This window comes from Methylotuvimicrobium buryatense (assembly GCF_005931095.1).
GTDB classification, from domain to species: domain Bacteria; phylum Pseudomonadota; class Gammaproteobacteria; order Methylococcales; family Methylomonadaceae; genus Methylotuvimicrobium; species Methylotuvimicrobium buryatense.
Window position 1 is genome coordinate 4,183,076 of the sequence record NZ_CP035467.1, and the last position, 24,287, is coordinate 4,207,362.

Consider the following 24,287-nt stretch of genomic DNA (forward strand, 5'->3'; position numbering starts at 1 on the left):
GAAAGCATTTCATCCTGAAGACCATGAAGAAAACGAATTCGCCGAGTTCATTTTGAAAAAGCAATAAACTTTCGGTAAGGTGAATCGTTCTTCCAGGTAAATGCCTCGGTATAGTAATGCAGTAAAGCTAAATAGCCAATCACACCTAAACTGACCGCCTTACGAATTTCCACGCCGAATAAGAACTCGGTCAGAAACTCGACAGCTGCGTCTCCGTATTGCTGCAGAAGGAGAGCAACCCCAAAAGACAACAGCGGTAAAACCAAAAGCACCGGTATATTGCATGCTTGCGCCCAACGATAGATAAAATTCCGGGCTTGCCGACCATGACGATTATAATCATGAGTCACATAAAAAACATAAGCCGTCGCATCATGCACCAATCGAGGCACCAAAATCGCCAGAAAATAGTATTGCTGAACGAATAAATAGTAAGTGCTTACTACAAGCATGGTATTAGCCCAAAGAAACAGTTTGCCGAACCCTGTCGTTACATAGCGCTGACACAAAGTAGTCGCTAATAACAGCACTAAAGTTAAGGTACCAGCGACATGCCTAATCCACTCATTTTGCTCAGGCTCTAAGCTATTCTTGAGAAAAATACCGAGATAAATCAATAGACCTGCGGCAACACTCAACCCCAACAACAAACGATAAGACCATACCGGAAGCTTACAAACTCCTCGCGCAATACCGTGCTGCTGCTTAAGTACATGGTAGACCGTCCAAGCCGCAACCATAATATAAAATACGCGATAAGGAATAAATAGACTGCCGATACCGAAGAATACCGCAAGCCACAACGTCATCATCATGATTCGATGCCGGTAATACCCGAAGTATTCGCGATTAGTGGTGAGAATCAACGCGCTGGCAATAATATGCGGCGTTCCGAACAACAACTGGAATAACAGGAAATGCTCTGGACGGCTCGGCAAAATCTCTCGCAAACCACCTTGCCAAAGTAAAATATCGAACCATTCCGCTATTAAGCAAATAGGGATAATTGCATACAAGCCTAATAACAACCGAAAAGAAACCTTAAGCCCATAATCACTTACCCGCTCTTGGCTCGAAAATAACTGCGCCGACATAATCTTATCCTTTTCTTATAGTTATAGTTAGAATAGGAGGTTAACATTACATCGTTTTATGCTTTTATTTCAAGTCTAAACTTATGACTTTTCAACTACATCCACAACTACAACGAGATTGCATCCGGCTCGGACGCCTGGAATTATGCCAACTACTGCTAATGAACGACAGTCAATACCCTTGGTTCATTTTAGTACCTGAAATTGGCGATATCCGTGAAATTTATCAATTGTCGCCCACTGATCGCTCATTATTACAAGAGGAGTCGTGCCAAATAGCAAAAAGACTAGCCGGGCTATTCAACGCCGACAAAATGAATGTGGCAGCGATCGGTAATCTGGTGCCGCAACTGCATATTCATCACATTGTTCGCTATCGCTCGGATAAAGCATGGCCGGCCCCGGTCTGGGGGAAATTCGACGCCGTTCCTTACACGGAACACCAACTTGCAGAGCTGTTACCAAAGATTAAAACGGCATTCGACGATATTTTAACAAGGTATACCTTTCGAACTTCAAATTTCGGCAGTGCCTGAGGAGGCGCCAGGGTTGTGCAGCAAAGGCTTTGCCAGCATGGAGCTGGCATAAAGCCTACAGGGATGTATTCACGGCGTCCTTTGACGGACACCCTGGTGCCGAATTTTGATCTGTGATGGGTATAGATCTAAACTAATTAACCAAAAACTCGGAAAAAAACAAATCTCTAAAGCCGTCGCTATTATCATATTTATTGAGTGCATTCCTAACGGCTTCGACACTTTCCAGGCGCAAGGCCTCCCTTTGCTCCTTGGTCCCCAGTTCGTTGGCGTTGCGCCCGCTATATAACATAATTAATTCGTGTCTCAGCGCAGGTAAATGTTTTTTTATTTTTTCCATATTATCCTTACCCTCGACCATCAATTGCACATTGATCAATAAATATTTTCGGGGAACGTCCAAATTCACGGTAAACTTAGGCGACATTTCCAAATATTCTATGGCCGGCTGCGCATTGTCGGCTGCATCCTGGGCCAAAACCCAGCCGGAGAAGATTAACCCGCAAAATAACAATAAAAAACGCACGCTTAACTCCCGATCAATCAATAATCGCTTAAGTATAAGCCAGTTTCACTTTTTTAATTAACAATGTTATCTCGGAAACATGACCACTAATTCCGCAATCGGCCCCATCATGATCGATGTTGAAGGCTTGACTTTAACTGCCCATGAACAAGAAAAGATCCATCACCCCAACACCGGCGCAGTGATTCTTTTTTCCCGCAATTACGAATCACCCGAACAACTTATCGCTTTGATCGACAGTATTCGCAATGCCCGCAAAGGTCCCATACTCATCGCCGTTGATCAGGAAGGCGGGCGTGTACAACGATTAAAACAAGGCTTTACGCGCTTACCGCCGGCCAGTTATTATCGTGAACGACCCGAACTCGCTGAAGCTGCAGGTTGGCTAATGGCGTCAGAGATGCTGTCCGTCGGCATTGATTTTAGCTTCGCTCCCGTACTTGATGTCGATTGCGGCATCAGCGAAGTCATCGGCGACCGATCATTCTCGACCGACCCACAACTGACAGCTCAATTGGCAGCCAGCTTTCGCAAAGGCATGCGATCGGCCGGCATGTCCGCAACCGGCAAGCATTTCCCTGGGCACGGCGCGGTAGCTGCCGATTCGCATATAGCATTACCGGTAGACGAACGGGAATTAAGCGAAATCCGAACTAAGGACTTAGTCCCATTTAAATTATTGATCGAACAAGGCTTGGAAGCCGTCATGCCCGCGCATGTCGTTTACCCCGCCGTCGACGAAATGCCTGCAGGATTCTCCGAAAAATGGCTGCAAAACATCTTACGGCGCGAACTTTATTTCAACGGCGCTATATTTAGCGACGACCTAAACATGGAAGGCGCAGCAATTGCCGGCGATTTTTCCGAACGCGCGAAACTGGCCCAACAAGCCGGTTGCGATATGCTATTAGTTTGCAATAATCCCAAAGCGGCCGAAAAAGTGCTCGACAGCGTACCGATCAAAAGCGATCCGCTAAGAACACAACGGCTTAATGCGATGCGAGGCAAACCCAAAATGACCCGAGCAATGCTCCAAGCATCAACCCAATGGCAACAAATATCACAACAAATCGCCCAACTTTCCAATGAATATGCTTGAAGAAATCGACCACGTCCAATCAACCGCCGACCTACTGCACGACAAACAGGAAGTCGACGCGGCCATCGACAACATGGCTCATAAAATCAACCTGCTTCTGGCGGATAGAAACCCTATTTTTCTATGCGTCATGAACGGGGGTTTGGTCATCGGCGGCGAACTCTTGACTCGTTTGACCATTCCCTTGACCGTCGACGCGATAAATGCCAGTCGCTATCAAAACCAAACATCCGGCAGCACCATCGAATGGGTCTTAAAACCGAGAACGCCGCTGCAAGGCAGAACGGTTCTAATCGTCGACGACATTTTAGACGAAGGCATCACGCTGGAGGCGATCTACCGATATTGTTTATCGGAAGGCGCGACCTCTGTCTACAGTGCGGTATTGGTCGATAAGATTTTAGACCGCGAAAAACCGGTTCAAGCCGATTTTGTCGGCCTATCGGTGGAAGATCGCTACTTGTTCGGCTATGGAATGGACTACAAAGGCTATCTTCGCAACATGCCGGGTATTTACGCTTGTCAGGATAACTTAATCGACTAGGACAATCACTATGACACAGTTAGCGATCATCGGCGGAACCGGCTTGACTCGCCTTGAAGGTTTGAAAATCATCGACCGAAAACCTATCGAAACGCCTTTTGGCATACCATCGGCCGATTACGTCATCGGCGAGCTTGATGAAAAAACCGTCGTCTTTCTAGCCAGACATGGCGACCCGCATACGATCCCGCCTCATAAAATCAATTACCGCGCGAATATCTGGGGACTCAAAGAACTCGGCGCCCAACAAATCATCGCTGTGGCTGCGGTCGGAGGTATTACGTCGAAAATGGCTCCCGCTCATATCGCGGTGCCCGATCAAATCATTGACTATAGCTATGGACGTAAGCACACCTTTTTCGAAGAAGATCTCGAGGAAGTCACGCATATCGACTTCACTAGCCCTTATTCGGCACAATTACGGGAAAAACTGATCTCTGCTGCAGCAAGTGCACAGATTTCAGTCACGCCAACAGGCACATACGGCTGCACACAAGGCCCACGACTTGAAAGCACCGCTGAAATCCAACGCATGGAACGTGACGGTTGCGACTTAGTCGGCATGACCGGCATGCCGGAAGCCGCTCTAGCCAAAGAGCAGAGCATCGACTATGCTGCGCTTGCGGTCGTTGCAAATTGGGCAGCGGGAAAAACAGAAGGCGAAATCACCATGGCTGAAATCGAACAAAATCTACACAAAGGAATGGCCGATACCGCCAAGCTATTAAAAGCGTTTATAGCCCGGTTATAACGCCAACGGTATCTTAAATAATGTTTCGCTGCCGGTATTATACTCATCGTAGATGAAAATTCGGCCTCGGGGTGCCCGTTAAAGGACGCCGTAAATACGTCCATGTAGGCTCTATGCCAGCTCCATGCTGGCAAAGCCTTTATCGAGCACCCCGAGGCCTCCTCCGGCACTGCCGAAATTTGAAGCGCGGGGATGTTAGGCGGATTTTTTCTCAAATAGGTGCAACCTTTTGAAAAGTTATTCACAAAACCTGTGGATAAGTCTGTGAGTAACTTGATGACTCGTTTCTTAACGCCTCATATTTGTTACAACTTTTTTAAATTGACTACTTTTTACACAAAACCCTTTCGCATTAATATATCAATCACTTACATTAATAATCTAACACTGAAAAGAGCCTCGACAGATTAACCACTCATTGAATACACGGCCAAAACAGGCGTGTGTATAAAAGGACATCCCACTTAAGGCTTGATAAAAGCACTAAGGATTAACCCTTCACCCTGAGCCCTTCGGCTGCGCTCAGGAAAGCCCTGTCGAAGGGTGGATAGTTAATCCGCCCATGGTTCGACAGGCTCACTACGAACGGATTATACCTTTCGCACTTCAAATCTCGGCAGTGCCTAAGGAGGCACCGGGGTGTCTAGCAAAGGCTTTGCCAGCATGGATGTTGGTAGAGCCTACATGGACGTTTCACGGCGTCCTTTGACGGGCTCCCCGGCGCCGAATTTTGATCTACGAGGAGGGGTATAACCTTAATCTGTCCCGCGTTAAGTGGGTAACCTAATAATAGGGAATACTCCCTTCCCTGGCATTTCGAATCTTCGTTCCTAAAATGCACATCCCGGCTTCACACCGAATTTTTTCAATATCATCGCCAACGGGCAAAACCCGGTAAATGACGCTTGCAATAAGTTCGCACCGACAAATGCGGTAAACCATAACCAGTTCGGTGAATGAAAATGCGCCAAAAGCAGACTCAGTAATATAAAACTACCGGCAAATGCCATCACTAAACGATCGATACTCATGATTCGTCTCCTCTTTATTTAAGACGTACAATACCCATAAACTTCAGCATCATTCTTTCATAAAACGGCTCGCTAATGCCTTTTCTGACTTTGCGCATGAAATATTTTTCGAAAATGATTTTGGACAGGTGCACCCATTTCCCTTTTTTCGACCAAGTCGTATTTCTCGGCGGTATTTGCGGTACCGCCAAAAATGCAACTCCGGTATCGCCCAAATCGGCCAGACACAATGCACTCAGACTCGGTTTGTCGGAAGGCTCTTTTCCGGCCAATTCATCACGAATATTGTGCGCGGTCGCGGTTACCATAGACTCGATCATGTAACCGGTTTTCGGAGTACCTGTGGTGACCGGTGTTTTTTCGACCGGTGGAATCGCCACACAAACGCCGACCGAATAAATATTCTTAAACGTCGGATTGCGCTGATATTCATCGACGATGACAAACCCCCGCGGATTCATCAAGCCTTCGACACCGCAATTACGCACTGCATCAACTCCGGTAAACGCCGGTAACATCATGGAATGCTTGAATGGCAACTCATGCTTTTTCTTCTCGTTGCCGGCGTCATCGACTTCTGTCACATACATCATGCCTTGTTCGATACGATCAACTTTCGCGTTAGTCACCCACTTGATCGTTCTCTCTCTCAGCACGCTTTCTAACATGCTTTTGGTGTCACCGACACCTCCTAGGCCTAAATGCCCGATGTAAGGCTCCGACGTAACGAAGGTCATTGGCACCTTGTCGCGTATTTTGCGTTTACGCAGCTCGGTCTCTAGGATCATCAAATATTCATAAGCGGGGCCGAAACAAGATGCGCCTTGCACAGCGCCGACAATGATCGGACCTGGATCTTCCATAAATTTATCCCAATCCTGAGCAGCCACGGCAGCATGATCGACATGACAGACCGAAGTTGTATAACCTTCCGGACCTAGCCCCGGCACCTCGTCGAAGGCAAGGCGGGGGCCGGTTGCAATCACTAAATAATCGTAATCGACCGCAGTACCGTCGTTTAAATGAATTTGATTGTTGGGAGGATCGACCTTTACAGCCGCTTTTTGAATGAATTCGATGCCTTTTTTCTGCATAATCGGAGCTAATTCGATTTTCAGATCTTCCGGTTTACGCCATTTCGGCGGCACCCAAGGATTCGAAGGTACGAAATGAAACGTCGGGGAATCGGATATCACGGTGACCGTATGATTATTTTTAACCAATTCTTTCATTTCATAGGCCATCGGAACACCACCGATACCGGCACCTAATACTACAATTCTAGCCATAAATTTCTCCTCGTGTTGGATCAAAATGCACTATTATTCTTGTTATTCATTTCGATCAATTTGGTTTAATTCAGAAAACATAGACGTTTCCGTTTTTGGTCTTGGGAAAACAAATTCCCAATCAATAGCATTTTCAATAACCGCATGTCATTGAAAATGACGACACATCGCTGCGTCGATTCAAAGATACACCGGCTTGAACGGAACTCATATCGTTACCATTTAAACGCACACATTCGATAAAAATACATGGAACCGGCGTTACCCAGAGAATATTAGCATTTACTAAAATACGCAAATTTATTTTTACTTTTGGCCTTTCCGCAGTGAAAAAAACTTTTTTACTAAAAAATATCCTCATCATAGCGCTGTTACCAACAGTTATGAGCAACCTCGCTCAAACCGGCATGTTGTTCGCGGAATATCAAGCAGTACGGAACAACTACGCAAAACAAGCTCTCATTGAACCGCCCCAAAAAATCTCGATGACACAATCGCTTAACCGGATCAAGATCAGCGCGCTAATCGGATTGGTCTCGACATTAGCAGCAGGATTAGTCGCCTTAGCGGCTTATCGGCGCCTTAAGCAAAATGACCGCAGCGGCAACACTAACGAAATCGGAGGCTCAGTCACAGTTCGCCCACCCCCATGGAATAAGACAAATCCCGAAGAGCAATCAAAACACTCTATATCTCCCCATAAATTTTCAATTTTAATCGCCGACGATAATTCCATTAACCGCCTACTGTTGGTCAATCAATTGCAAGATCATTGCGAACAAATTATCGCGACAAAAGATGGTATCGAAGCCTTTAATTATCTGAAGAGCGAACGATTTAACCTGGTTTTTCTAGACTTACAAATGCCGGGCCATAACGGCTTTGAATTAATTGAAACCATTCGGCATACCGAAAACCCGAATAAGGATACTCCAATTGTCGCCGTCACGGCGCACGCTTTGCCTAGCCAATGCCAAGACATCATTGCCCTTGGCTTCGACGAATGCCTTATTAAACCGATTTTAGCTGAGCAATTAGAAGAAATTGTCGCACTTTGGCGCCCCGACTCTCCTCGAGAGGCTTTAAGCGACTCACTAAATTTGAGCGGCTCTCTAAAGCAAACCGGCTATGCGCAACAACTTCTCGCTAAAACCGCTTATGACCGAGAATTGGCATTAACCATCTTAAACAAACTATGCGAGGAGCTCCCTCAACAACTAGCATCGATACAAACCTCATTACGCCATCGACAATGGCAACAAGCTTTATCGGTCACACATAAGCTGCACGGTTCGGTCAGTTTCTGCGGTTTAACAGATATCCGTCAACTGGCATTAACATTAGAGCAAAATTTAATCTCGAAAAACTTCCTCGAAACTGAGCGTCATTTCGATAAGCTAAAAGCTTTGATTGAACAATTCATTAGAAAAAAAACCGAACTTATCGAGGAATTGTCCAATAAATACAGCGTGTAATGAAAGGATGAGCCTTTAAACGCATAAACCAACGCACTTCATCGAATTTCGGCATTACGCCCTTTATATACACTCATCGCAGATCAAAATTCGGCGCAGGGGTGCCCGTCCAGCAATTCCCAGTTTGAGCAGTTTCGCCGATTTTAGGGTGTGGGGCTTGGCAAGCAAGTATGTCGCCAGCAGGCCAGATTTTTGCTCCATGCAAAATCTGCATTCACGCCATCCTTGGCGCTTCCTCTAGGGAGGGTAACCGAGCTCTCCTTCACGCATCGTACTTTCCTTTGCCGGGGATGATTGCCGGGCCTTCATAATCGTTAGGTAAGAGATCAAAAAACCTATATCCTAAAATCGGCAGTTTAACCATGAAGTTCATTAAGTAAGCCAAAAGGTTGCCTGAGTATCCTCGCTAACCTATCGGGTGAGCAAAAGTTTTATACAAACGTGTAACAAGTTATTGAATTAACTTGTTATTCTTCATGATCTTCATGGTGAAATGCTTTTTCTATGTATATGGATCAAATAATGACGCTCAGTTAAAAAGTAACCAAACCGACTGCAAATTTCTTAATTCCAGGAAATTATTTGTAGCAAAAGCCTTACCTTGTAAACGCCGAATAAAATAGCTTTGCTATATCCTCCAACAATAAAGCCAAGCGAAGTATAATCGTTTCAACGACAACCAACCCAAAACGACTATGTCCAAATTTAACCTTGCCATCCACCATATTAGTCTTATCGTCTCCGATACCGAAAAGTCCTTGCATTTTTACCGGGACATATTAGGACTTCAGCAAACAGAACGGCCGAATCTTCCATTCCCGGGCGCTTGGCTTCAACTTGGCGAACAGCAAATTCATTTACTGGAATTGGAAAATCCTGATCCAATCTCTGGCCGACCGACTCATGGAGGAAGGGACCGCCATGTTGCATTAACATGTTCGGACCTATCTCCTGTCAAGGAAGCACTCGATGACAGCGGCTTTCGATATACATTGAGCATTTCCGGACGCCAAGCATTGTTTTGCCGAGATTTTGACGGTAATGCAATAGAAATAATCGAACGCCCGAAAACCGAATAAAAAAGGCAAGGCGAACACCTAAGCATTTGGTCATAAACCTAACGTTCATGAAAACCTGGCAATCATCCAATAAATGAAAGTGCTAGGCGTCCTACCGAACCGCCGCAACGCCTACTACTTACAGCAGTTATTTTGCAGCAATTCCCAATTTGGAGATCAAAAAGGGTGTGGGGTATGCTTGGCGAGGATGTCGGCAGCAGGGGCAGATTTTTGCTCCTACAAAATCTGCATTCACGCCATCCTTGGCGCTTAGCTGCCGCCAAGCCCCCATGGATAGGTTTACGGCGTTCCTCGACAGGCATACCCCACACCCTAAAATCGGCGAAACTGCTCAAACTGGGAATTGCTGAGTTATTTTGTGTATATTCCTTAGCAGACAAGATAGTCATAAAAAAGGCCCGATAACGGGCCCTTTCTTTTTATTTCAATTCGTCAAGAATTGATTGAGCGATCTTTTTTTGCTCGGGACTTCCCTTATCCAATACTTCCTGCGCGATATCCTTAGCGGCATCGCTATCTCCCATATCGATATAAGCCCTGGCAAGATCGATTTTGGTTTCGAATTCATCCATATCGGTCAAATCGGAAACCCCTAAGTCCAAATCGTCTGGAAAACTATCGTCACTCCCTTTCTTTGACGTCGAATCCAAAGCGAAGTCAAAATTAAAATCAAAACCGGCGTCATCCTTTTCCTCTTCGGTCAAACCGGATGCGTCTTTGGCCTGAGTTTCTTTTTCGTCGAAAGATACATCAAATTCATCAAATTCATCAAAATCATCCATCCCAGAAAAGGCGGCAGTATCAGGCTTTTGCTCTGTACCGGAATCGAAGGCATCAAAATCGAACGATTCAATTTCTTCAAGGCCTAAGGCATCGGTTTTTTTCTCTGCAGATGGTTCTGTTGTCGGATTCAAATCGAACTCGATCTGATTATCGTATTGCCGATTCTGTTCCGATGTTCGTTGTTCTGAAACCTCAATCGGACGATCTTCCGGCTCGGGAACCGAAAAATCAAAACTCTCCAAATCGAAATCGAGACTGTTATCCGGCTTTTCATCCTCCGCTTCTTCATCTTTTAAAGATGACTGCTCCTCTTCATGCTCCATCTTTTCAAACTCGGGCAGATCGAAGTCGAAACGATTATCCTCACTTATATCACCTGAATTCGCGGCATCGACATCCCGAGAAACATTTTCAGTCACCAACGCGTCTTCGATATCGTCTTCCGTATCAAAATCGGCAGTGAACAAGACTGATCCTGGGCTAATTTCACTGGCCATCTCAGTAACTTTTGCCCAAAATTCAATATTTTCGTTTTTGCCGGCTTGTTTCAGTTCATTGGCATAACTATCGAAAGCGTCCTTGTTTTCGTTGGCATAAAAAATTTCTAATAGCTTTAATTTGTAATCGTCATTCTCAGGATGTTCGACAATTGCTTGCCGGATCAATCCCTCGGCTTGTTGGTAACGACCGTATGCCAAATAAACGTCAGCCTCGGAAATCGGATCGACCTCATGCTGGTCGCTATCGAAAGCATCGAAATCGCTCGGAGTAAATTCACTTAAGAACGAACTTTCACCAACGGTCCCGACATCATAAGCAGACTCGTCTTCCGCGGCCAACAAATTCAGCTCGTCATCTGAACTGGGAAGACTAATCTGCGATGACGCAGCGAACATACTATCCGTATCGGTTTCTTTTTCGGTTTGGCGCTTCCTCAACCACAACCAGCCTAAACCACCTAACAAACCGGCACCGACTAGTGCTATTATCGCGTAATAAAAGGAATCCAGAAGTTCGCTCACAGGCTCTTGCGCCACAGCTTGGGGCGGTTTTACTGCCGGACGTGGCTGCGGCGCAGCTTCCTTCACCGGCTGCGTAACAACTGGGGGGGGTGGCGCTTCAACTTTTTCGGATGGTTCTTTATGCTGCAGCGCGGCTAATTGCTCGTCTTTAATGGCCAGCATTTGCTGCATCACCGCTAATTGTTCCTCCAACTTCTCCAATCGCGCGCGCAACTCCGCATCATCTCTGCTTGATTCATCCTGATCGGTTTTGTCAGGATCGACTGGTTGCAACAATCTTTCATCTCTTTCACCGCTGACAACGCGCTCGGTCTGTGCAACATCTTCTTGGGTAGGGGCTACGAGTCTTAATTGCGAGTCGATAACTTCCTCGTCAACCGGCGCCTCCGTTGCCGCCGCCAACTGGCCGCGCCAAACTTGATTTTGCCGACCATACTCCGCCACTGCTTGCCGGTGGGAAAGTTTCAGTATGACCTCTCTTTCCGGAACCTTGAGCCGTGCTCCCGCTTTTAACGCATTGACATTATCTTTATAAAATGCGCCCGGATTATTCTCAAGCAGCGCAATCATGGTTTGTTCAACCGAAACATCGTTCGACGGCCTTACCTTCGTAGCAACGGCCCAAAGCGTTTCATTTCTGCTAACCGGGCCATACACGCCCGAAGCAGGCATGCGCGCCTCTTCCCGACGCGGAGCGGGTGCAACCGGACGCTCAACAACTCTTGCATATTCTTGCTCGGCAGGTGTCACACCGTAGTCGCTAGGAACCGGTAATACAGGCTGTTGATAAGTTGAGGGCGGGTCGACCAAAACGGTGAACTCACGATAAAGTGTCCCTTTCGGCCAATTCACCTCAATCAAAAAATCTAAAAAAGGCTCCTTGAGCACCTCAGTCGAACTGAGTTTAATAACCGCGCGCTTATCGGACACGGGAACCAGGTTGAATTTAATTTTGGAAAGAAAATAGCTCCACGGTAGCCCCGCTTCATCGAACTTATCGGGAGGCGCCAGCTTCACGGTAATGTCGGACGGATTTTCGTCGGGCGCAAGCATCAATGCAATTTCTGCATCGAGACTTTGATTTAGCGCCGAGTGCAATGTGATATCGCCAATCCCCAACGGAAGCACGCTAGTCGGGGTCATCAACGATACAAGCGCTATGGTTTTAGTCAATTTGCGCACATTGCTCTCCTTTATACACATATACCACAATCTAATACCCGGAACAGTCAAATATGAAATTAAGCTTAGACTAGATGTAATTTTTTACCAATTCTTCTGCGATTTGGACACTGTTTAAAGCGGCGCCTTTTCTGACATTATCACCAACAACCCATAAGTCGATTCCTAGCGGATGCGAAATATCTTCGCGAATACGCCCGACAAACACATTATCGTGCCCGGAGGATTCTGTCACCGCGGTTGGATACCCTCCGTCCCGGCGTTCGTCAAACACTGTCACTCCGGGAGCCTTTTCGAGTAGCGCGCGCACCGATTTAATATCTATTTTGTGACGTGTTTCAATATGCACAGCTTCGGAATGACCAAAAAAAACAGGCACACGCACAGCGGTAGGATTGACTTGAATCGATTCGTCACCCATGATTTTCCGCGTCTCCCAAACCATTTTCATTTCTTCCTTGGTATATCCATTTTCCATAAATACATCGATTTGCGGCAAGACATTGAAAGCGATTTGCTTCGGATAAACGCTCGGTTTAATCGGTTTACCGTTCAATAAATGAGCGGTTTGCAGACTCAGCTCCTCAATCGCTTCTTTACCCGTACCGGAAACTGCCTGATAAGTACAAACATTGATTCGACTGATACCGACTGCATCGTAAATCGGTTTCAATGCAACTAACATCTGGATCGTCGAACAATTCGGATTGGCAATGATGCCTTTATTTTTATAGTCGGCGATCCTCTCGGGATTAACTTCGGGCACGACTAATGGGATATTATCGTCATAACGAAATTGGGAAGTATTATCGATCACGATGCACCCGGCTGCCGCGGCTTTAGGCGCGTATTCGGCAGATATTGAAGCACCGGGCGAAAACAAGCCGATTTGCGCTTTGGAAAAGTCGAACTCGGCTAAATCCTGTACCTTCAGCGAACCACCCTTGAAAGGGATGCGTTTACCAACCGAACGGCTACTGGCCAACGCATAAACTTCACCGACCGGAAAATTACGCTCTTCCAGTATCGACAGCATCGCTTCACCAACAGCGCCGGTGGCACCAACCACAGCAACATTGTATAACTTAGTCATGTTTGATTACCTTTTCATTAAAGTAGAAACCACAGCATCAACTACCTTCGGGATGATAATATTCATCGCATTAGAATGTCCGGCGACGCCAGCCTTTGACACTTATGCGGGAAAGGCAAGCTAATCAAAATGGTGCCGAAGTACCTGCAATTTCCAATTTGGGGATCAAAAATTGAGCGGAGTTTGTTTGGCGAGGATGGCGGCAGCGGGAAAGAATACACAGAAGCACAAACCTCTCAACTGCCGGCACCCGCGCCAAACACCCCGCCCTCTTGAAAATTAAACGTTTTTTCGCTCAGATAGGAGCAATCGATTTACGGCTACCCAAACAACCAGGGCGCCCGCTTCGCACGCTCCGTCTCATATGCGTGAATTTGATCGGCATGCTGCAAGGTCAATGCGATATCGTCAAGCCCGTTCAGCAACCTGAATTTTCGATTGGCATCGACTTCAAAGGCAATTTCCCGGCCGGAAGGCGTGACGATTTTTTGCGTTTCAAGATCAACCGTTAGCCGATAACCTTCGGTCAATTCGTTAAATAAGTCATCGACAATGCCGGCATCGAGTACGATAGGCAAGATACCGTTCTTGAAACAATTGTTATAAAAGATATCGGCGAAACTCGGCGCGATGATCGCTCTGAAGCCGAAATCTTCGAGCGCCCATGGCGCATGTTCGCGCGACGAACCGCAACCGAAATTCTCGCGGGTCAACAATAGCTCGGCGCCCTTGTACTCCGGTTTATTCAGCACGAAATCCGGGTTGATCGGCCGATTCGTGCAATCCATGTCTGGTTCGCCGTGATCGAGATAGCGCCATTCGTCGAACAGAAACGGTCCGAACCCAGCTCGACGTATCGATTTCAGAAATTGTTTCGGAATAATCGCATCGGTATCGACATTGGCCCGGTCCAACGGTGCGACCAGCGCGTCTATTTTGGTAAATGCTCTCATGCTGTTGCTCCTTGGTTCGCTTCGGTGCTGACATCGACGAAATGTCCTGCAATCGCGGCTGCGGCAGCCATCGCAGGACTGACTAGATGCGTGCGCCCGCCGTAGCCTTGCCGCCCTTCGAAATTACGGTTCGAGGTTGACGCACAACGCTCGCCCGGCTCCAAGCGGTCGGCGTTCATCGCCAAACACATCGAGCAGCCCGGATCGCGCCATTCGAATCCGGCTTCGATGAAGATTTTATCCAAGCCTTCGGCCTCGGCTTGTTGTTTGATCAAGCCGGAACCCGGCACGACCAAAGCCAATTTGATGTTATCGGCCAGTTTTTTGCCTTTTGCGACCACGGCGGCGGCTCTCAAATCCTCGATTCTCGAGTTCGTGCAGGAACCGATGAATACTTTATCGAGCTTGATATCGGTAATCGCCAGACCCGGCTTCAGATCCATGTATTGCAGTGCCCGCTTCATGCTTTCGCGCTTGGTCGCATCGGTTTCTTGAGCAGGATCGGGCACACTAGCGTCGACCGACACGACCAATTCAGGCGAAGTGCCCCAAGTCACTTGCGGCTTGACGTCGGCTGCATTCAGCTCGACGACTTTATCGAAGACTGCGTCGGGATCGGAATGCAGTTGCTGCCACATGCGCTCGGCCATGAACCAGTCGTTGCCTTTCGGTGAAAGCGGCCGGCCGCGGTAATACTCGATCGTCACATCGTCAACTCCGATTAGACCGGCACGAGCGCCCGCTTCAATCGCCATGTTGCAGACCGTCATGCGGCCTTCCATCGACAATGCGCGGATCGCGGACCCGGCAAATTCGATCGTATAACCGTTGCCGCCGGCGGTACCGATTTTGCCGATGATCGCCAGCACGATGTCTTTCGCGGTGACGCCTGGGCGCACTTCGCCGTCTACCTTGATCAGCATGTTTTTGGCTTTTTTCTGCACCAAACATTGCGTCGCCAACACATGCTCGACTTCCGACGTGCCGATGCCGAATGCCAGCGCGCCGGAAGCGCCGTGTGTCGACGTATGCGAATCGCCGCACACCACGGTCATGCCGGGCAGCGTCGCGCCTTGCTCGGGACCTACGACATGCACGATGCCTTGGCGAATATCGGACATATCGAACTCGGTAATACCGAATTCGGCACAGTTTTTTTCGAGGGTTTCGACCTGCAGCCTGGAAACCGGATCGGCGATGCCTTTATCGCGATCGGTGGTCGGCACGTTATGGTCGGCAACGGCCAAATTTCTCGCTTGTCGCCAAGGCTTGCGGCCGGCAAGCCGGAGCCCTTCAAACGCTTGTGGAGAAGTGACCTCATGGACTAAATGGCGGTCGATATAGATCAATGAAGAACCGTCATCCTCAGTATGGACAACGTGATCTTCCCATAATTTGTCATATAAAGTTTTACCTGACATAGCTACTCATTGTATTAACCGCGTCAGCGGAAAGTAAAAGTATGCGTTAAGCGTCGATAAAGACGCTTGCGCGTTATCCTAAAACGGCAAAAATCTTTTGCGTAATCTCATCGACCGACCCGACACCGGCAATCGATGCGAAGTGAGTCTTGCCGCCCAATGCCGAATAGTAACCGACCAACGGCTTGGTTTGTTCGTGATATACGCTCAGCCTTTTACGAACGGTGTCTTCTTGGTCGTCATCTCGCTGAATTAAAGGTTCGCCGGTTACATCGTCGACACCAGCCGTTTTAGGCGGATTGAATGCGACATGATAAGTCCTACCTGAGCCCGGGTGCACGCGTCTACCGCTCATTCGCTTAACGATTTCCTCGTCCTCGACCACAATCTCGATAACATGGTCAATCACGATATCCATCGCGGCCAAACCCTCGGCTTGCGCGATTGTGCGAGGAAAACCGTCCAGCAAAAAACCGTTTTGGCAATCCGGCTGCGCAATTCTCTCTTTGATCAATCCTAAAATAATATCGTCCGAAACCAAGCCCCCCGCATCCATGACTTTTTTAGCCTCGACGCCCAACGGCGTACCTTCGCGCACAGCGGCCCGCAACATATCTCCGGTCGAGATTTGCGGAATGTCATATTTTTCGGTAATAAATTGGGCCTGCGTTCCTTTGCCGGAACCGGGACTACCCAAAAGAATAATGCGCATAATGAAACTCCAAGTTTGTCTGGTTATTTGAAATATACCCTTTGCTAGTCAAATTTCGGCATCGGGCTGCCCGTCAAAGGCTTAGCAGCTAGATTTTGACATAACCAATGGCCTATGGAATTTAGGTGCCGGGTGCCTCCATACGCCTATTGCCGAAATTTTAAATTGTGATGGGCCCATACTTCGCGCCTAAGTACAAACACACTTTAGCGGTTAAGTTGCTCTCACAAAACAAGGCATTTTATATCAAAATAGACATTAACTCTTGTAAAAAACAGATATTTTCCCTATTCTTACTCGGTTTATCAATTATCTTTAGGAGTGCAACTACATGCGTGTTGAAGATTTAATGACTTCGCAAGTATTCACAGTCGAACAACATGACATGATCGATCGTGTCTTTTTCTTGCTGCATTATGAAAAAGTTCGTCATTTACCCGTCGTTGAAAAAGGCAAAGTCATCGGCATCGTATCGGATCGAGACCTGTACAAAGCCTTAGGACCGAAAAGCAACTCGAACTCGGTTGAGACCGTCGAAGGGAAAACCGTTTTGCAGGTCGTCCCACAAAAAGTTCAACACATCATGCGTCGAGGCGTATTGACCGTTAATCCCGATACTTACGCGTCAGAAGCCGCCAGCATTATGGCCGAAAACAAAGTCGGAGCACTACCGGTCGTCGATCACAATAGCAAGCTGGTCGGCATCGTATCGGCCACCGATATTTTGCGCGTTTTTGCGAAAATCGAAAAAGCCAGCGAAGAACGGGAAAAAAGAATTGCGGCCGGCGTCAGCCATACCTAACCGAACGAATCACTTCGAAACTATCCTTCAATGCTGAAGTGACTGTCGACCCGGTAGAATACGCAATAAGGGCATGGCTCGAAACCGTTGTCATCGGTCTCGACTTATGCCCTTTCGCCGCTAAACCGTTTCGCCAAAAAGGAATTCGTTTCAGTATTTGCCGAAGCGCCGACACCGCAAGCGGCCTTGAGCGTTTGATCGAAGAATGCCGGCATTTAGATACCGACTTAAGCATAAACACAACACTGCTGATTTACCCCCATTCGCTGCACGAATTCGATGATTATCTCGATTTTCTCTCTCTGGCCGAAACACTATTGTCGGAGCAGGGCTACGACGGTATTTATCAACTGGCCAGCTTTCATCCCGACTACTGCTTCGCCGATAGCGACAGCGACGATCCGGCCAATTATACGAACCGATCGCCCTACCCTATCCTGCATCTGCTTCGCGAAGACAGCATCTCCGAAGCCATCGAGCGCCACCCGGACTCGGAAAATATTCCTAGACGCAATATCGCACTTGCCCGTAATCTCGGCAAACCTCACCTGCACGCACTCATTGCCTCATGCCGTCAGGCAGGTGCTCCGAGAGAATAAACATGCGCAGCAGTATCCGGCACCATGTCGACCAATTGCTGATCGAACAAGGTCGATTTTCGCCGATCGCATGGCTGCTCGCGACCGGCTATCTTAGCTATTCGAACTACATCGATTGGCGAGACGGCCTTATCGAAAACCTGGACAGTTGTTTTACGGCGCCGCGCGAACGTATCATCGAGCAACTTGCCATTGCTACGAATTATGCACGAGCGCTGGGCTTGAGCGAAACGCGCGGCACCTATCTTTCAACCGAGCAAAACGAACTCATCATCAGCCGCGACCCGCAAAACGACATCAATTTCAAAACAGACTTCGTACCGGCGCAGGACCGCATGCAGATGGATTTGTTTTTCGACAGTGCACCGGTTTATGCCGAAAACGAGTTAATCGACGCTATCACTAACCGCAACAAACGCAAAATTCCGGAACTGCTAGACACCTTATACGCCTTTGACCCCACAAAGCACGAAGACTATGCGCTTCTGATCGAGCAGGAAAAAAAATTCCGGGCGCCCGGCTTTTCGTTATCCAATAAACTCGATACCTTAGATAATACACTGATGCCGTTAGCGGTTAAGTTATTACGAACAGAAGCTATACGTTTTCTGACGCCGCTGTGGCAAGACTTGACCACCGAACTAACCGGCCGCCCCTTCGATCCCGAGCAGCCTAAGCTACATGTCAGCTATACAGGCACGAAAGCATTTCTGTGGCATGACGTTACCAAAGCAATCGAACAAGAACCCGACTACTCTAAACAACCTATTTTGCTATTTCGCTATGCCGAGGCCAGCTTCAAAGTGATCCGGGAACTGGCCGGTCTCGAGCATTGGTTTTTGTTATTCCTGCTGCATACCGAAACAGCCGAACAACTGTTAAAACAGACCGGATATCATTTGCTTTCCGACGACTGGGAACGATTTCAGGAACTTGACCCCGAGTTGCCAACGCAGATTTTCCCGGCCTGGATACTATTGATCAAGCCGGCACTCGCTAAACAAGACCTTATTTTAAACGGCGAAACGGAAGGTTTTCTCGCATTCAGCCTAGCCAAGCAATTAAGCGCCGAACCGCTTGAGTCGACCTCGATCGCTTTAAGAGCGGACCTAAAAAAACTTAATCCGGATTTGTTCCGGCATTTTCTTGATTCCCTATAGAGAGTGCACGCTAAAAATTTGCCTTAACCTAACGTTCATGAAAGCCCGGCAAATGAAAGTACGAGACGTGGGGAGGGCGCGGTCACTCGCCCGACAGGACGCCGTGAATACGTCCATGTAGGCTCGATGGCGGCTATCCTGCCGCCAACGCCTGTCGATCGAGCAACCGCACCCTCTCCGGAACCGGCATTGCCAGAACAGAGATTTGTATATCGAAAAATTAGATAATGAATCCAAATTTACGAACTTTCACAGTAACTAAAACGGGTAGATTTTAACACCCGCTTCCTCTTGACACTCTAATTAACAATGAATAACAAAGACATCGAAAACGTCAAAAGCTTTCTGCTGGATTTACAAAATCGGATCTGCGCCGCACTGGAAAGCCAGGAACCGAACGCGAGATTCATCGAAGACGACTGGCAAAGACCTGAAGGGGGAGGCGGCAAGACCCGAGTGTTAAGCAACGGTCACGTCATCGAACAAGGCGGCGTCAATTTTTCTCACGTCTTCGGTAACCAACTACCTGCGTCTGCGACAGCCGCGAGGCCGGAATTGACCAACCGCCGATTTCAAGCGATGGGCGTTTCATTAGTCATTCATCCGCGTAACCCCTATGTTCCGACTTCACATGCCAATGTGCGCTTTTTTGTCGCTGAAAAACCCGGCGAAGAGCCGATTTGGTGGTTCGGCGGAGGATTCGATTTAACGCCTTTTTATCCGTTTTATGAAGATGTGCAGCATTGGCATCGAACCGCGCGCCTCGCCTGCGAGCCTTTCGGCAAAGAGGTTTATCCTCGCTATAAAAAATGGTGTGACGAGTATTTTTATTTGAAGCACCGCGGCGAAACACGCGGTGCGGGCGGATTGTTTTTCGACGATCTGAATGAATGGGGCTTCGAGCGATGCTTTGCATTCATGCAAAGCATCGGTAATCACTATATCGACGCCTATGTGCCGATTATCGAAAAACGCAAAAACACGCCTTACGGCGAGCGAGAACGCGAGTTCCAACTCTATCGTCGCGGCCGTTACGTCGAGTTCAATCTGGTTTACGATCGCGGTACGCTATTCGGCCTACAATCGGGCGGACGTACCGAATCTATTTTGATGTCTATGCCGCCGGTTGCGAACTGGCGCTATAATTGGCAACCGGAACCGGGCTCCCCCGAAGCAGAGTTGTACGAACGTTATTTAAAGCCGCAAGATTGGCTGGGCAAAAATCAATAAACTTACTCCCTTATGATCGAAAAATCGTTTAACCTAAATTCGGCAATTTAACCATGAAGTTCATGAAGGGTTTCAAGAAATTACCTAAGGATTAGGACGTAAATAACCCCCCTACTTTAGGAAGCACTGCCATTAAATTAAGGGAGCCCGTCATTCCGCCATGGACTGGCGGAATCCAGTGCCATGGATGGCAAGCTTTGAGGCAAAGTAGATCCTGGATACAAGCATTACTTAATCTGTGATGGCTTAACTTAATGGCAGTGCCCGAGGAGGCGCCGGGGTGTCCGACAAAGGCTTTGCCAGCATGGAGCTGGCATAGAGCCTACATGGACGTATTCACGGCGTCCTTTGGCGGACACCCCGGCGCCGAATTTTGATCTACGACGGGTATATCACGAAATCCTAAGCATTCTCGCTAACCTTTTGGGTGAGAGAAAGTTTTATACAAACGTATAACAAGTTACTCAATTAACCTCTTATTCTTCATTATTTTCATGGCAAAATGCTTTTTCTAGGTTAATAGGAAAGGGCCGGTAAGGCTCGACAACATAACCCCGTTCGCATAATTGCCGCAAAACACCCTCTTCCCCGGCCAAATGCAAAACGCCTACTAAAATCAACTCTCGCTCGGGCGTACTTAACATCGTCTCAATCTTAGGTACCCAAGCATTGTTGCGATTGACCAGCAGTTCCCGATATAGGCTAGGGTAATCGCTGCGCATCGGCGCGATTCCTAATTCATCCAATGTATCGAGATCGCCTGAACGCCATGCAGACTTGAGCCTACTCAGTAACGCAGGGAGCTCTTGAATATCTCTTAACGTGGACAAAATGAGTTCGTTCTCTTGCCCCCGTCCCATCTGCTCCAGTACTGATATTTGCATCTCTAACGACTCTAGCGCACCGACGGGTTTATTATCGGATTGGGCTTTCGCGCTGAAAAAATGATCGACGCCGGCTTCGGCTAAACCTAAACGATGTAACTCAAACATCATCAAGCTAATCGCGGCCAAAGGCGGCTTCAAGTTCTGTAACGACTCAATCGCTATACCCGCATGCCGACAAAAACGCTCCAATTCGGCATAAGTCTCGGCGTTAAGCTCATCACGCAACGTCGTACCGTCGACATACTGTAAACGCCGCATCATAGTTATTTGCACTTCCTGCCCGGATAGGTCGGTTAAATCGACTTCCAACACTAATTTGTCGGCTTTTCGATAAACCCGCTCAAACGCTTCGGGTAGCGGATAATCCGACGCACTCAGCAAGTGAATAGTACCGCCGATAAACAATTCAGTATCACCTTTACTAACCCGCCATAGCGAGGTCTCAGAGCAAACCGGACCCGCAATTAGAAGCGCGAGCGCAAAAAAAGAGCAAATGACTTTGTAATGCGTAGCCGATTTGAGCGTCTTCATAATGATGAAAGAGGGATCGTTTGTGTTGCTCGGACTCTAGCAACGCATTCGGTCCTCGTAAAAATATTGAATAAGCCCGGATTAGTGATCTACGCCGCCAACACCATGAATATGGCCGTGCGCCAACTCATCCTCGGTCGCCGCTCTAACATCGGTGACTTCAACATCGAAATTCAGCGACTCTCCGGCTAGAGGATGATTGCCGTCTATCGTCACTTCCTCGCCTTCGACTTTAATAACGGTAACAATACCGGGACCTGAACTGACATCGGCATGAAACTGCATACCGACTTCCACGTTATCAACACCTTCGAACATCTTGCGAGGGATAACCTGAACCATTTCTTGAAAATATTCGCCATATCCCTCTTCGGGAGCGATAGAAACTTGGAATTTATCCCCAACCGATTTACCCTGTAGAGCTTTTTCCAAACCGGGAATGATATTGCCGCTGCCATGAAGATAAACCAACGCATCACTGCCTATCGAGCTATCGAGTTGCTCACCCGCCGAGTTGGTTAATGTGTAGTGGATCGAAACCGCCATATTGTCAGCAACTTGCATAAATAAACCTTTTTTAATTAATGAAGGGCTGTTTATGATATAAAATTGACGCCAATTTGTCTGAAAATATTCAAAATTAATTTCATTACCTTACTAATCATGAGCCGCTGGAGACCCCCTCAACCTAAATCATCGCCCTACATCACCCACCACGGCTACCAAGCCTTGGAACAAGAACTCAGGCAGCTATGGGAAAGACGTAAGGATGTGACTGAAGCGCTCGCCGCCGCAGCCGCGGAAGGCGATCGATCGGAAAACGCCGAATACATCTATCGAAAAAAAGAATTACGCGATATCGACAGGCGTATTCATTACTTGCAAAAACGCTTGCCGATTCTGAAAGTGGTCGATCAAACACCGAACGATCAAGATCGCATCTATTTCGGTGCCTGGGTAACGCTGGAAAACGCCGAAGGAAAGGAAGTCAAATACCGAATCGTAGGCGCAGACGAGCTCGATCCGGCTAAACAGCATATCAGCTTGGATTCGCCACTAGCCAAGGTCTTATTGAAGAAGACATTTGACGATGTGGTCGTCATTAACATTGCCAATCAAGCCGTACAGTATACGGTGCTGGATATTGCCTATGAGGCATGATTCGGAAAACCGCATCGCTTTAGTTTTCCGAATCGGGCATCCGCAAACTATTGAATCACGCCGCGCGTATCGATCAAAATTTTCTCCTTGAGATCGGCCGCCTTCAACGCTTTAAACGGCTTATGATCGACCAACAGCAGCACGATATCGGACCGCTTGATGACTTCTTGATAAGGCAACAGCGCAAATTCTTTGTGTTCCGTTAAGTTGGGTTCGGCAACCAATACCTCGCCAATGCCTTGCTTTCGTATTTCCTTAACGATATCCAAAGCCGGCGACTCCCGCAAATCGTCGACATCAGCTTTAAAAGCCAAACCCAAACAGCCGATAACAGGATTTTTAAATTTATCGGCACTGACTTTGACTTTGTCGATGACCCAATGCGGTTTGGCATCGTTTACTTCGCGAGCGGTCCTAATGAGCCTGGCTTGATCCGGTGACCTCGCCACAATAAACCAAGGGTCCACGGCAATACAATGCCCGCCGACGCCAGGCCCCGGTTGCAATATATTTACTCGAGGATGGCGATTCGCTAATTTGATCAATTCCCAAACGTTGATATTTTCCTGATCGCAAATCAGCGACAACTCGTTAGCAAAAGCGATATTGACATCCCTGAATGAATTTTCGCTCAGCTTGCTGAGCTCGGCGGTTTTGGCATCTGTTGCCAAAATCTCTCCGCGCACAAAAGCTTGATAAAATTCGATAACTTTTTCAGTCGATATTTCATTAATACCGCCAACGATGCGGTCATTTTCCACTAATTCAGTCAAGATTCGTCCCGGCAACACGCGCTCCGGACAATGCGCGACATAAACGTCTCTTCCGACGTCATGACCTTCTTCGCTTAATATCTTTGCGACGATATCGTCGGTAGTACCGACCGGGCTGGTCGATTCCAAAATAACAATGTTCCCAGGCTTTACAAAAGGCGCGATAACTCGCGTAGCGGCTTCAACATAGGACAGGTCGGGTATGTGGTCGTCTTTAAAAGGTGTCGGCACCGCCAGAATAAAGACATCGGCTTCTTGCGGATGCAAGCCGGCTTTCAGATTTCCCGATTGTACGGCCGATTTGACCAAAATATCGAGATCGGGCTCGACGATATGAATCTTACCTTGGTTAATGGTATTGACAACATGCTCGGAAGTATCGACGCCAAAGACATCAAAGCCCTTGGTTCCTAATAACGACGCGGTAGGCAATCCGATGTAGCCAAGTCCAATTACGCAAACTTTTGTTGCCGATGGTTGCATAGTTCTTCCTTATAGGTCCTTTAAAAATAGATGCTGATTTTTTGCCTCACTTTTAAAAAAGTGAGAAGTCA

General features: G+C 47.6%; 23 protein-coding genes. 11 read left to right on the forward strand and 12 right to left on the reverse strand.

Annotated features, from left to right (window positions below; translation table 11 throughout):
* Positions 1 to 47: 47 nt before the first annotated feature.
* The gene (locus EQU24_RS18705; protein WP_017842098.1) at positions 48 to 1,094 is read right to left on the reverse strand and encodes a hypothetical protein; all 1,047 of its coding nucleotides are present in this window, start codon (positions 1,092 to 1,094) and stop codon (positions 48 to 50) included.
* An 83-nt stretch (positions 1,095 to 1,177) separates the two neighbouring features.
* Between EQU24_RS18705 and EQU24_RS18710 the strand changes: the two genes are divergently transcribed.
* Complete coding sequence (locus tag EQU24_RS18710; RefSeq protein ID WP_051056255.1) at positions 1,178 to 1,630, forward strand: HIT domain-containing protein; 453 nt, start codon at positions 1,178 to 1,180, stop codon at positions 1,628 to 1,630.
* Positions 1,631 to 1,763: 133 nt separating this feature from the next.
* Here the strand turns inward: EQU24_RS18710 and EQU24_RS18715 are convergent, their stop codons facing one another.
* Positions 1,764 to 2,156, reverse strand: coding sequence for a flagellar basal body-associated FliL family protein (locus EQU24_RS18715; RefSeq protein WP_017842096.1), 393 nt, complete (start codon positions 2,154 to 2,156; stop codon positions 1,764 to 1,766).
* Between the two features lie 79 nt (positions 2,157 to 2,235).
* Between EQU24_RS18715 and nagZ the strand changes: the two genes are divergently transcribed.
* Genes nagZ through EQU24_RS18730 form a run of 3 tightly spaced genes read left to right on the forward strand, consistent with a single transcriptional unit; the run spans position 2,236 to position 4,550 of the window.
* Positions 2,236 to 3,255 (forward strand): beta-N-acetylhexosaminidase, encoded by a 1,020-nt coding sequence (gene nagZ / locus EQU24_RS18720; RefSeq protein WP_017842095.1) that lies wholly within the window; start codon positions 2,236 to 2,238, stop codon positions 3,253 to 3,255.
* Entirely contained in the window at positions 3,248 to 3,799 is a 552-nt protein-coding gene (locus tag EQU24_RS18725) for a hypoxanthine-guanine phosphoribosyltransferase (protein ID WP_175421733.1), read from the forward strand. Before nagZ ends, EQU24_RS18725 begins: the two co-directional genes overlap by 8 nt.
* A 10-nt stretch (positions 3,800 to 3,809) precedes the next feature.
* Positions 3,810 to 4,550 (forward strand): S-methyl-5'-thioinosine phosphorylase, encoded by a 741-nt coding sequence (locus EQU24_RS18730; protein WP_017842093.1) that lies wholly within the window; start codon positions 3,810 to 3,812, stop codon positions 4,548 to 4,550.
* Positions 4,551 to 5,380: 830 nt separating this feature from the next.
* Here the strand turns inward: EQU24_RS18730 and EQU24_RS18735 are convergent.
* Positions 5,381 to 5,581, reverse strand: a complete 201-nt coding sequence (locus tag EQU24_RS18735; RefSeq protein WP_014149938.1) for a YgaP family membrane protein — start codon at positions 5,579 to 5,581, stop codon at positions 5,381 to 5,383.
* Between the two features lie 14 nt (positions 5,582 to 5,595).
* Positions 5,596 to 6,870 (reverse strand): NAD(P)/FAD-dependent oxidoreductase, encoded by a 1,275-nt coding sequence (locus EQU24_RS18740; protein WP_017842092.1) that lies wholly within the window; start codon positions 6,868 to 6,870, stop codon positions 5,596 to 5,598.
* A gap of 485 nt (positions 6,871 to 7,355) precedes the next feature.
* On the opposite strand from EQU24_RS18740, the gene EQU24_RS18750 reads away from it, so the two are divergent.
* Together EQU24_RS18750 and EQU24_RS18755 are read left to right on the forward strand one after the other, a co-directional pair.
* Complete coding sequence (locus tag EQU24_RS18750; protein WP_175421705.1) at positions 7,356 to 8,345, forward strand: response regulator; 990 nt, start codon at positions 7,356 to 7,358, stop codon at positions 8,343 to 8,345.
* Between the two features lie 695 nt (positions 8,346 to 9,040).
* Entirely contained in the window at positions 9,041 to 9,424 is a 384-nt protein-coding gene (locus tag EQU24_RS18755; RefSeq protein ID WP_017842089.1) for a VOC family protein, read from the forward strand.
* Between the two features lie 419 nt (positions 9,425 to 9,843).
* Here EQU24_RS18755 and EQU24_RS18765 read toward each other — a convergent pair whose 3' ends face one another.
* From EQU24_RS18765 to adk, 5 genes are all read right to left on the reverse strand, one after another.
* Complete coding sequence (locus EQU24_RS18765) at positions 9,844 to 12,411, reverse strand: motility hub landmark protein FimV (RefSeq protein ID WP_017842088.1); 2,568 nt, start codon at positions 12,409 to 12,411, stop codon at positions 9,844 to 9,846.
* A 70-nt stretch (positions 12,412 to 12,481) separates the two neighbouring features.
* Complete coding sequence (locus tag EQU24_RS18770) at positions 12,482 to 13,504, reverse strand: aspartate-semialdehyde dehydrogenase (protein ID WP_017842087.1); 1,023 nt, start codon at positions 13,502 to 13,504, stop codon at positions 12,482 to 12,484.
* Between the two features lie 320 nt (positions 13,505 to 13,824).
* Positions 13,825 to 14,457, reverse strand: a complete 633-nt coding sequence (gene leuD / locus EQU24_RS18775) for a 3-isopropylmalate dehydratase small subunit (protein ID WP_017842086.1) — start codon at positions 14,455 to 14,457, stop codon at positions 13,825 to 13,827.
* Complete coding sequence (leuC, locus tag EQU24_RS18780; RefSeq protein ID WP_017842085.1) at positions 14,454 to 15,878, reverse strand: 3-isopropylmalate dehydratase large subunit; 1,425 nt, start codon at positions 15,876 to 15,878, stop codon at positions 14,454 to 14,456. Before leuC ends, leuD begins: the two co-directional genes overlap by 4 nt.
* 73 nt (positions 15,879 to 15,951) lie before the next feature.
* Positions 15,952 to 16,590 carry an adenylate kinase gene (gene adk, locus EQU24_RS18785; protein ID WP_017842084.1) on the reverse strand — a complete coding sequence of 213 codons (639 nt, stop codon included), beginning with the start codon at positions 16,588 to 16,590 and terminating at the stop codon, positions 15,952 to 15,954.
* 331 nt (positions 16,591 to 16,921) lie between these two features.
* On the opposite strand from adk, the gene EQU24_RS18790 reads away from it, so the two are divergent.
* The 4 genes from EQU24_RS18790 (at position 16,922) to hemF (ending at position 20,381) form a co-directional block, all read left to right on the forward strand.
* Complete coding sequence (locus EQU24_RS18790; protein ID WP_014149948.1) at positions 16,922 to 17,392, forward strand: CBS domain-containing protein; 471 nt, start codon at positions 16,922 to 16,924, stop codon at positions 17,390 to 17,392.
* Between the two features lie 38 nt (positions 17,393 to 17,430).
* Positions 17,431 to 17,991, forward strand: coding sequence for a DUF1415 domain-containing protein (locus tag EQU24_RS18795; protein WP_017842083.1), 561 nt, complete (start codon positions 17,431 to 17,433; stop codon positions 17,989 to 17,991).
* Positions 17,992 to 17,993: 2 nt separating this feature from the next.
* The gene (locus EQU24_RS18800; protein WP_017842082.1) at positions 17,994 to 19,151 is read left to right on the forward strand and encodes a hypothetical protein; all 1,158 of its coding nucleotides are present in this window, start codon (positions 17,994 to 17,996) and stop codon (positions 19,149 to 19,151) included.
* A gap of 309 nt (positions 19,152 to 19,460) precedes the next feature.
* Positions 19,461 to 20,381 carry an oxygen-dependent coproporphyrinogen oxidase gene (hemF, locus tag EQU24_RS18805; protein ID WP_017842081.1) on the forward strand — a complete coding sequence of 307 codons (921 nt, stop codon included), beginning with the start codon at positions 19,461 to 19,463 and terminating at the stop codon, positions 20,379 to 20,381.
* Between the two features lie 476 nt (positions 20,382 to 20,857).
* On the opposite strand, the gene EQU24_RS18810 is transcribed toward hemF, so the two are convergent.
* A complete protein-coding gene (locus tag EQU24_RS18810; protein WP_017842080.1) occupies positions 20,858 to 21,799 on the reverse strand; it encodes a TraB/GumN family protein in 942 nt (313 codons plus the stop codon).
* A gap of 81 nt (positions 21,800 to 21,880) precedes the next feature.
* Positions 21,881 to 22,363: an FKBP-type peptidyl-prolyl cis-trans isomerase gene (locus EQU24_RS18815; RefSeq protein ID WP_017842079.1), complete on the reverse strand. Its 483-nt coding sequence runs from the start codon at positions 22,361 to 22,363 to the stop codon at positions 21,881 to 21,883.
* A gap of 99 nt (positions 22,364 to 22,462) precedes the next feature.
* On the opposite strand from EQU24_RS18815, the gene greB reads away from it, so the two are divergent.
* Positions 22,463 to 22,960: a transcription elongation factor GreB gene (greB, locus tag EQU24_RS18820; protein WP_040575876.1), complete on the forward strand. Its 498-nt coding sequence runs from the start codon at positions 22,463 to 22,465 to the stop codon at positions 22,958 to 22,960.
* Between the two features lie 47 nt (positions 22,961 to 23,007).
* Here the strand turns inward: greB and wecC are convergent, their stop codons facing one another.
* The gene (gene wecC / locus EQU24_RS18825) at positions 23,008 to 24,216 is read right to left on the reverse strand and encodes a UDP-N-acetyl-D-mannosamine dehydrogenase (protein ID WP_017842077.1); all 1,209 of its coding nucleotides are present in this window, start codon (positions 24,214 to 24,216) and stop codon (positions 23,008 to 23,010) included.
* Between the last annotated feature and the right edge of the window lie 71 nt (positions 24,217 to 24,287).

Excerpts from the sequence above, each read along its gene's own strand:
- EQU24_RS18705 (WP_017842098.1), bottom strand. The coding sequence starts at position 1,094 with ATGTCGGCGCAGTTATTTTCGAGCCAAGAGCGGGTAAGTGATTATGGG.
- EQU24_RS18800 (WP_017842082.1), top strand. The coding sequence starts at position 17,994 with ATGCGCAGCAGTATCCGGCACCATGTCGACCAATTGCTGATCGAACAA.
- leuC (WP_017842085.1), bottom strand. The coding sequence starts at position 15,878 with ATGTCAGGTAAAACTTTATATGACAAATTATGGGAAGATCACGTTGTC.
- EQU24_RS18740 (WP_017842092.1), bottom strand. The coding sequence starts at position 6,870 with ATGGCTAGAATTGTAGTATTAGGTGCCGGTATCGGTGGTGTTCCGATG.
- EQU24_RS18815 (WP_017842079.1), bottom strand. The coding sequence starts at position 22,363 with ATGCAAGTTGCTGACAATATGGCGGTTTCGATCCACTACACATTAACC.
- EQU24_RS18750 (WP_175421705.1), top strand. The coding sequence starts at position 7,356 with ATGACACAATCGCTTAACCGGATCAAGATCAGCGCGCTAATCGGATTG.
- nagZ (WP_017842095.1), top strand. The coding sequence starts at position 2,236 with ATGACCACTAATTCCGCAATCGGCCCCATCATGATCGATGTTGAAGGC.
- EQU24_RS18755 (WP_017842089.1), top strand. The coding sequence starts at position 9,041 with ATGTCCAAATTTAACCTTGCCATCCACCATATTAGTCTTATCGTCTCC.
- EQU24_RS18790 (WP_014149948.1), top strand. The coding sequence starts at position 16,922 with ATGCGTGTTGAAGATTTAATGACTTCGCAAGTATTCACAGTCGAACAA.
- EQU24_RS18735 (WP_014149938.1), bottom strand. The coding sequence starts at position 5,581 with ATGAGTATCGATCGTTTAGTGATGGCATTTGCCGGTAGTTTTATATTA.
- EQU24_RS18730 (WP_017842093.1), top strand. The coding sequence starts at position 3,810 with ATGACACAGTTAGCGATCATCGGCGGAACCGGCTTGACTCGCCTTGAA.
- EQU24_RS18810 (WP_017842080.1), bottom strand. The coding sequence starts at position 21,799 with ATGAAGACGCTCAAATCGGCTACGCATTACAAAGTCATTTGCTCTTTT.
- greB (WP_040575876.1), top strand. The coding sequence starts at position 22,463 with ATGAGCCGCTGGAGACCCCCTCAACCTAAATCATCGCCCTACATCACC.
- leuD (WP_017842086.1), bottom strand. The coding sequence starts at position 14,457 with ATGAGAGCATTTACCAAAATAGACGCGCTGGTCGCACCGTTGGACCGG.
- wecC (WP_017842077.1), bottom strand. The coding sequence starts at position 24,216 with ATGCAACCATCGGCAACAAAAGTTTGCGTAATTGGACTTGGCTACATC.
- adk (WP_017842084.1), bottom strand. The coding sequence starts at position 16,590 with ATGCGCATTATTCTTTTGGGTAGTCCCGGTTCCGGCAAAGGAACGCAG.
- EQU24_RS18725 (WP_175421733.1), top strand. The coding sequence starts at position 3,248 with ATGCTTGAAGAAATCGACCACGTCCAATCAACCGCCGACCTACTGCAC.
- hemF (WP_017842081.1), top strand. The coding sequence starts at position 19,461 with ATGAATAACAAAGACATCGAAAACGTCAAAAGCTTTCTGCTGGATTTA.
- EQU24_RS18710 (WP_051056255.1), top strand. The coding sequence starts at position 1,178 with ATGACTTTTCAACTACATCCACAACTACAACGAGATTGCATCCGGCTC.
- EQU24_RS18770 (WP_017842087.1), bottom strand. The coding sequence starts at position 13,504 with ATGACTAAGTTATACAATGTTGCTGTGGTTGGTGCCACCGGCGCTGTT.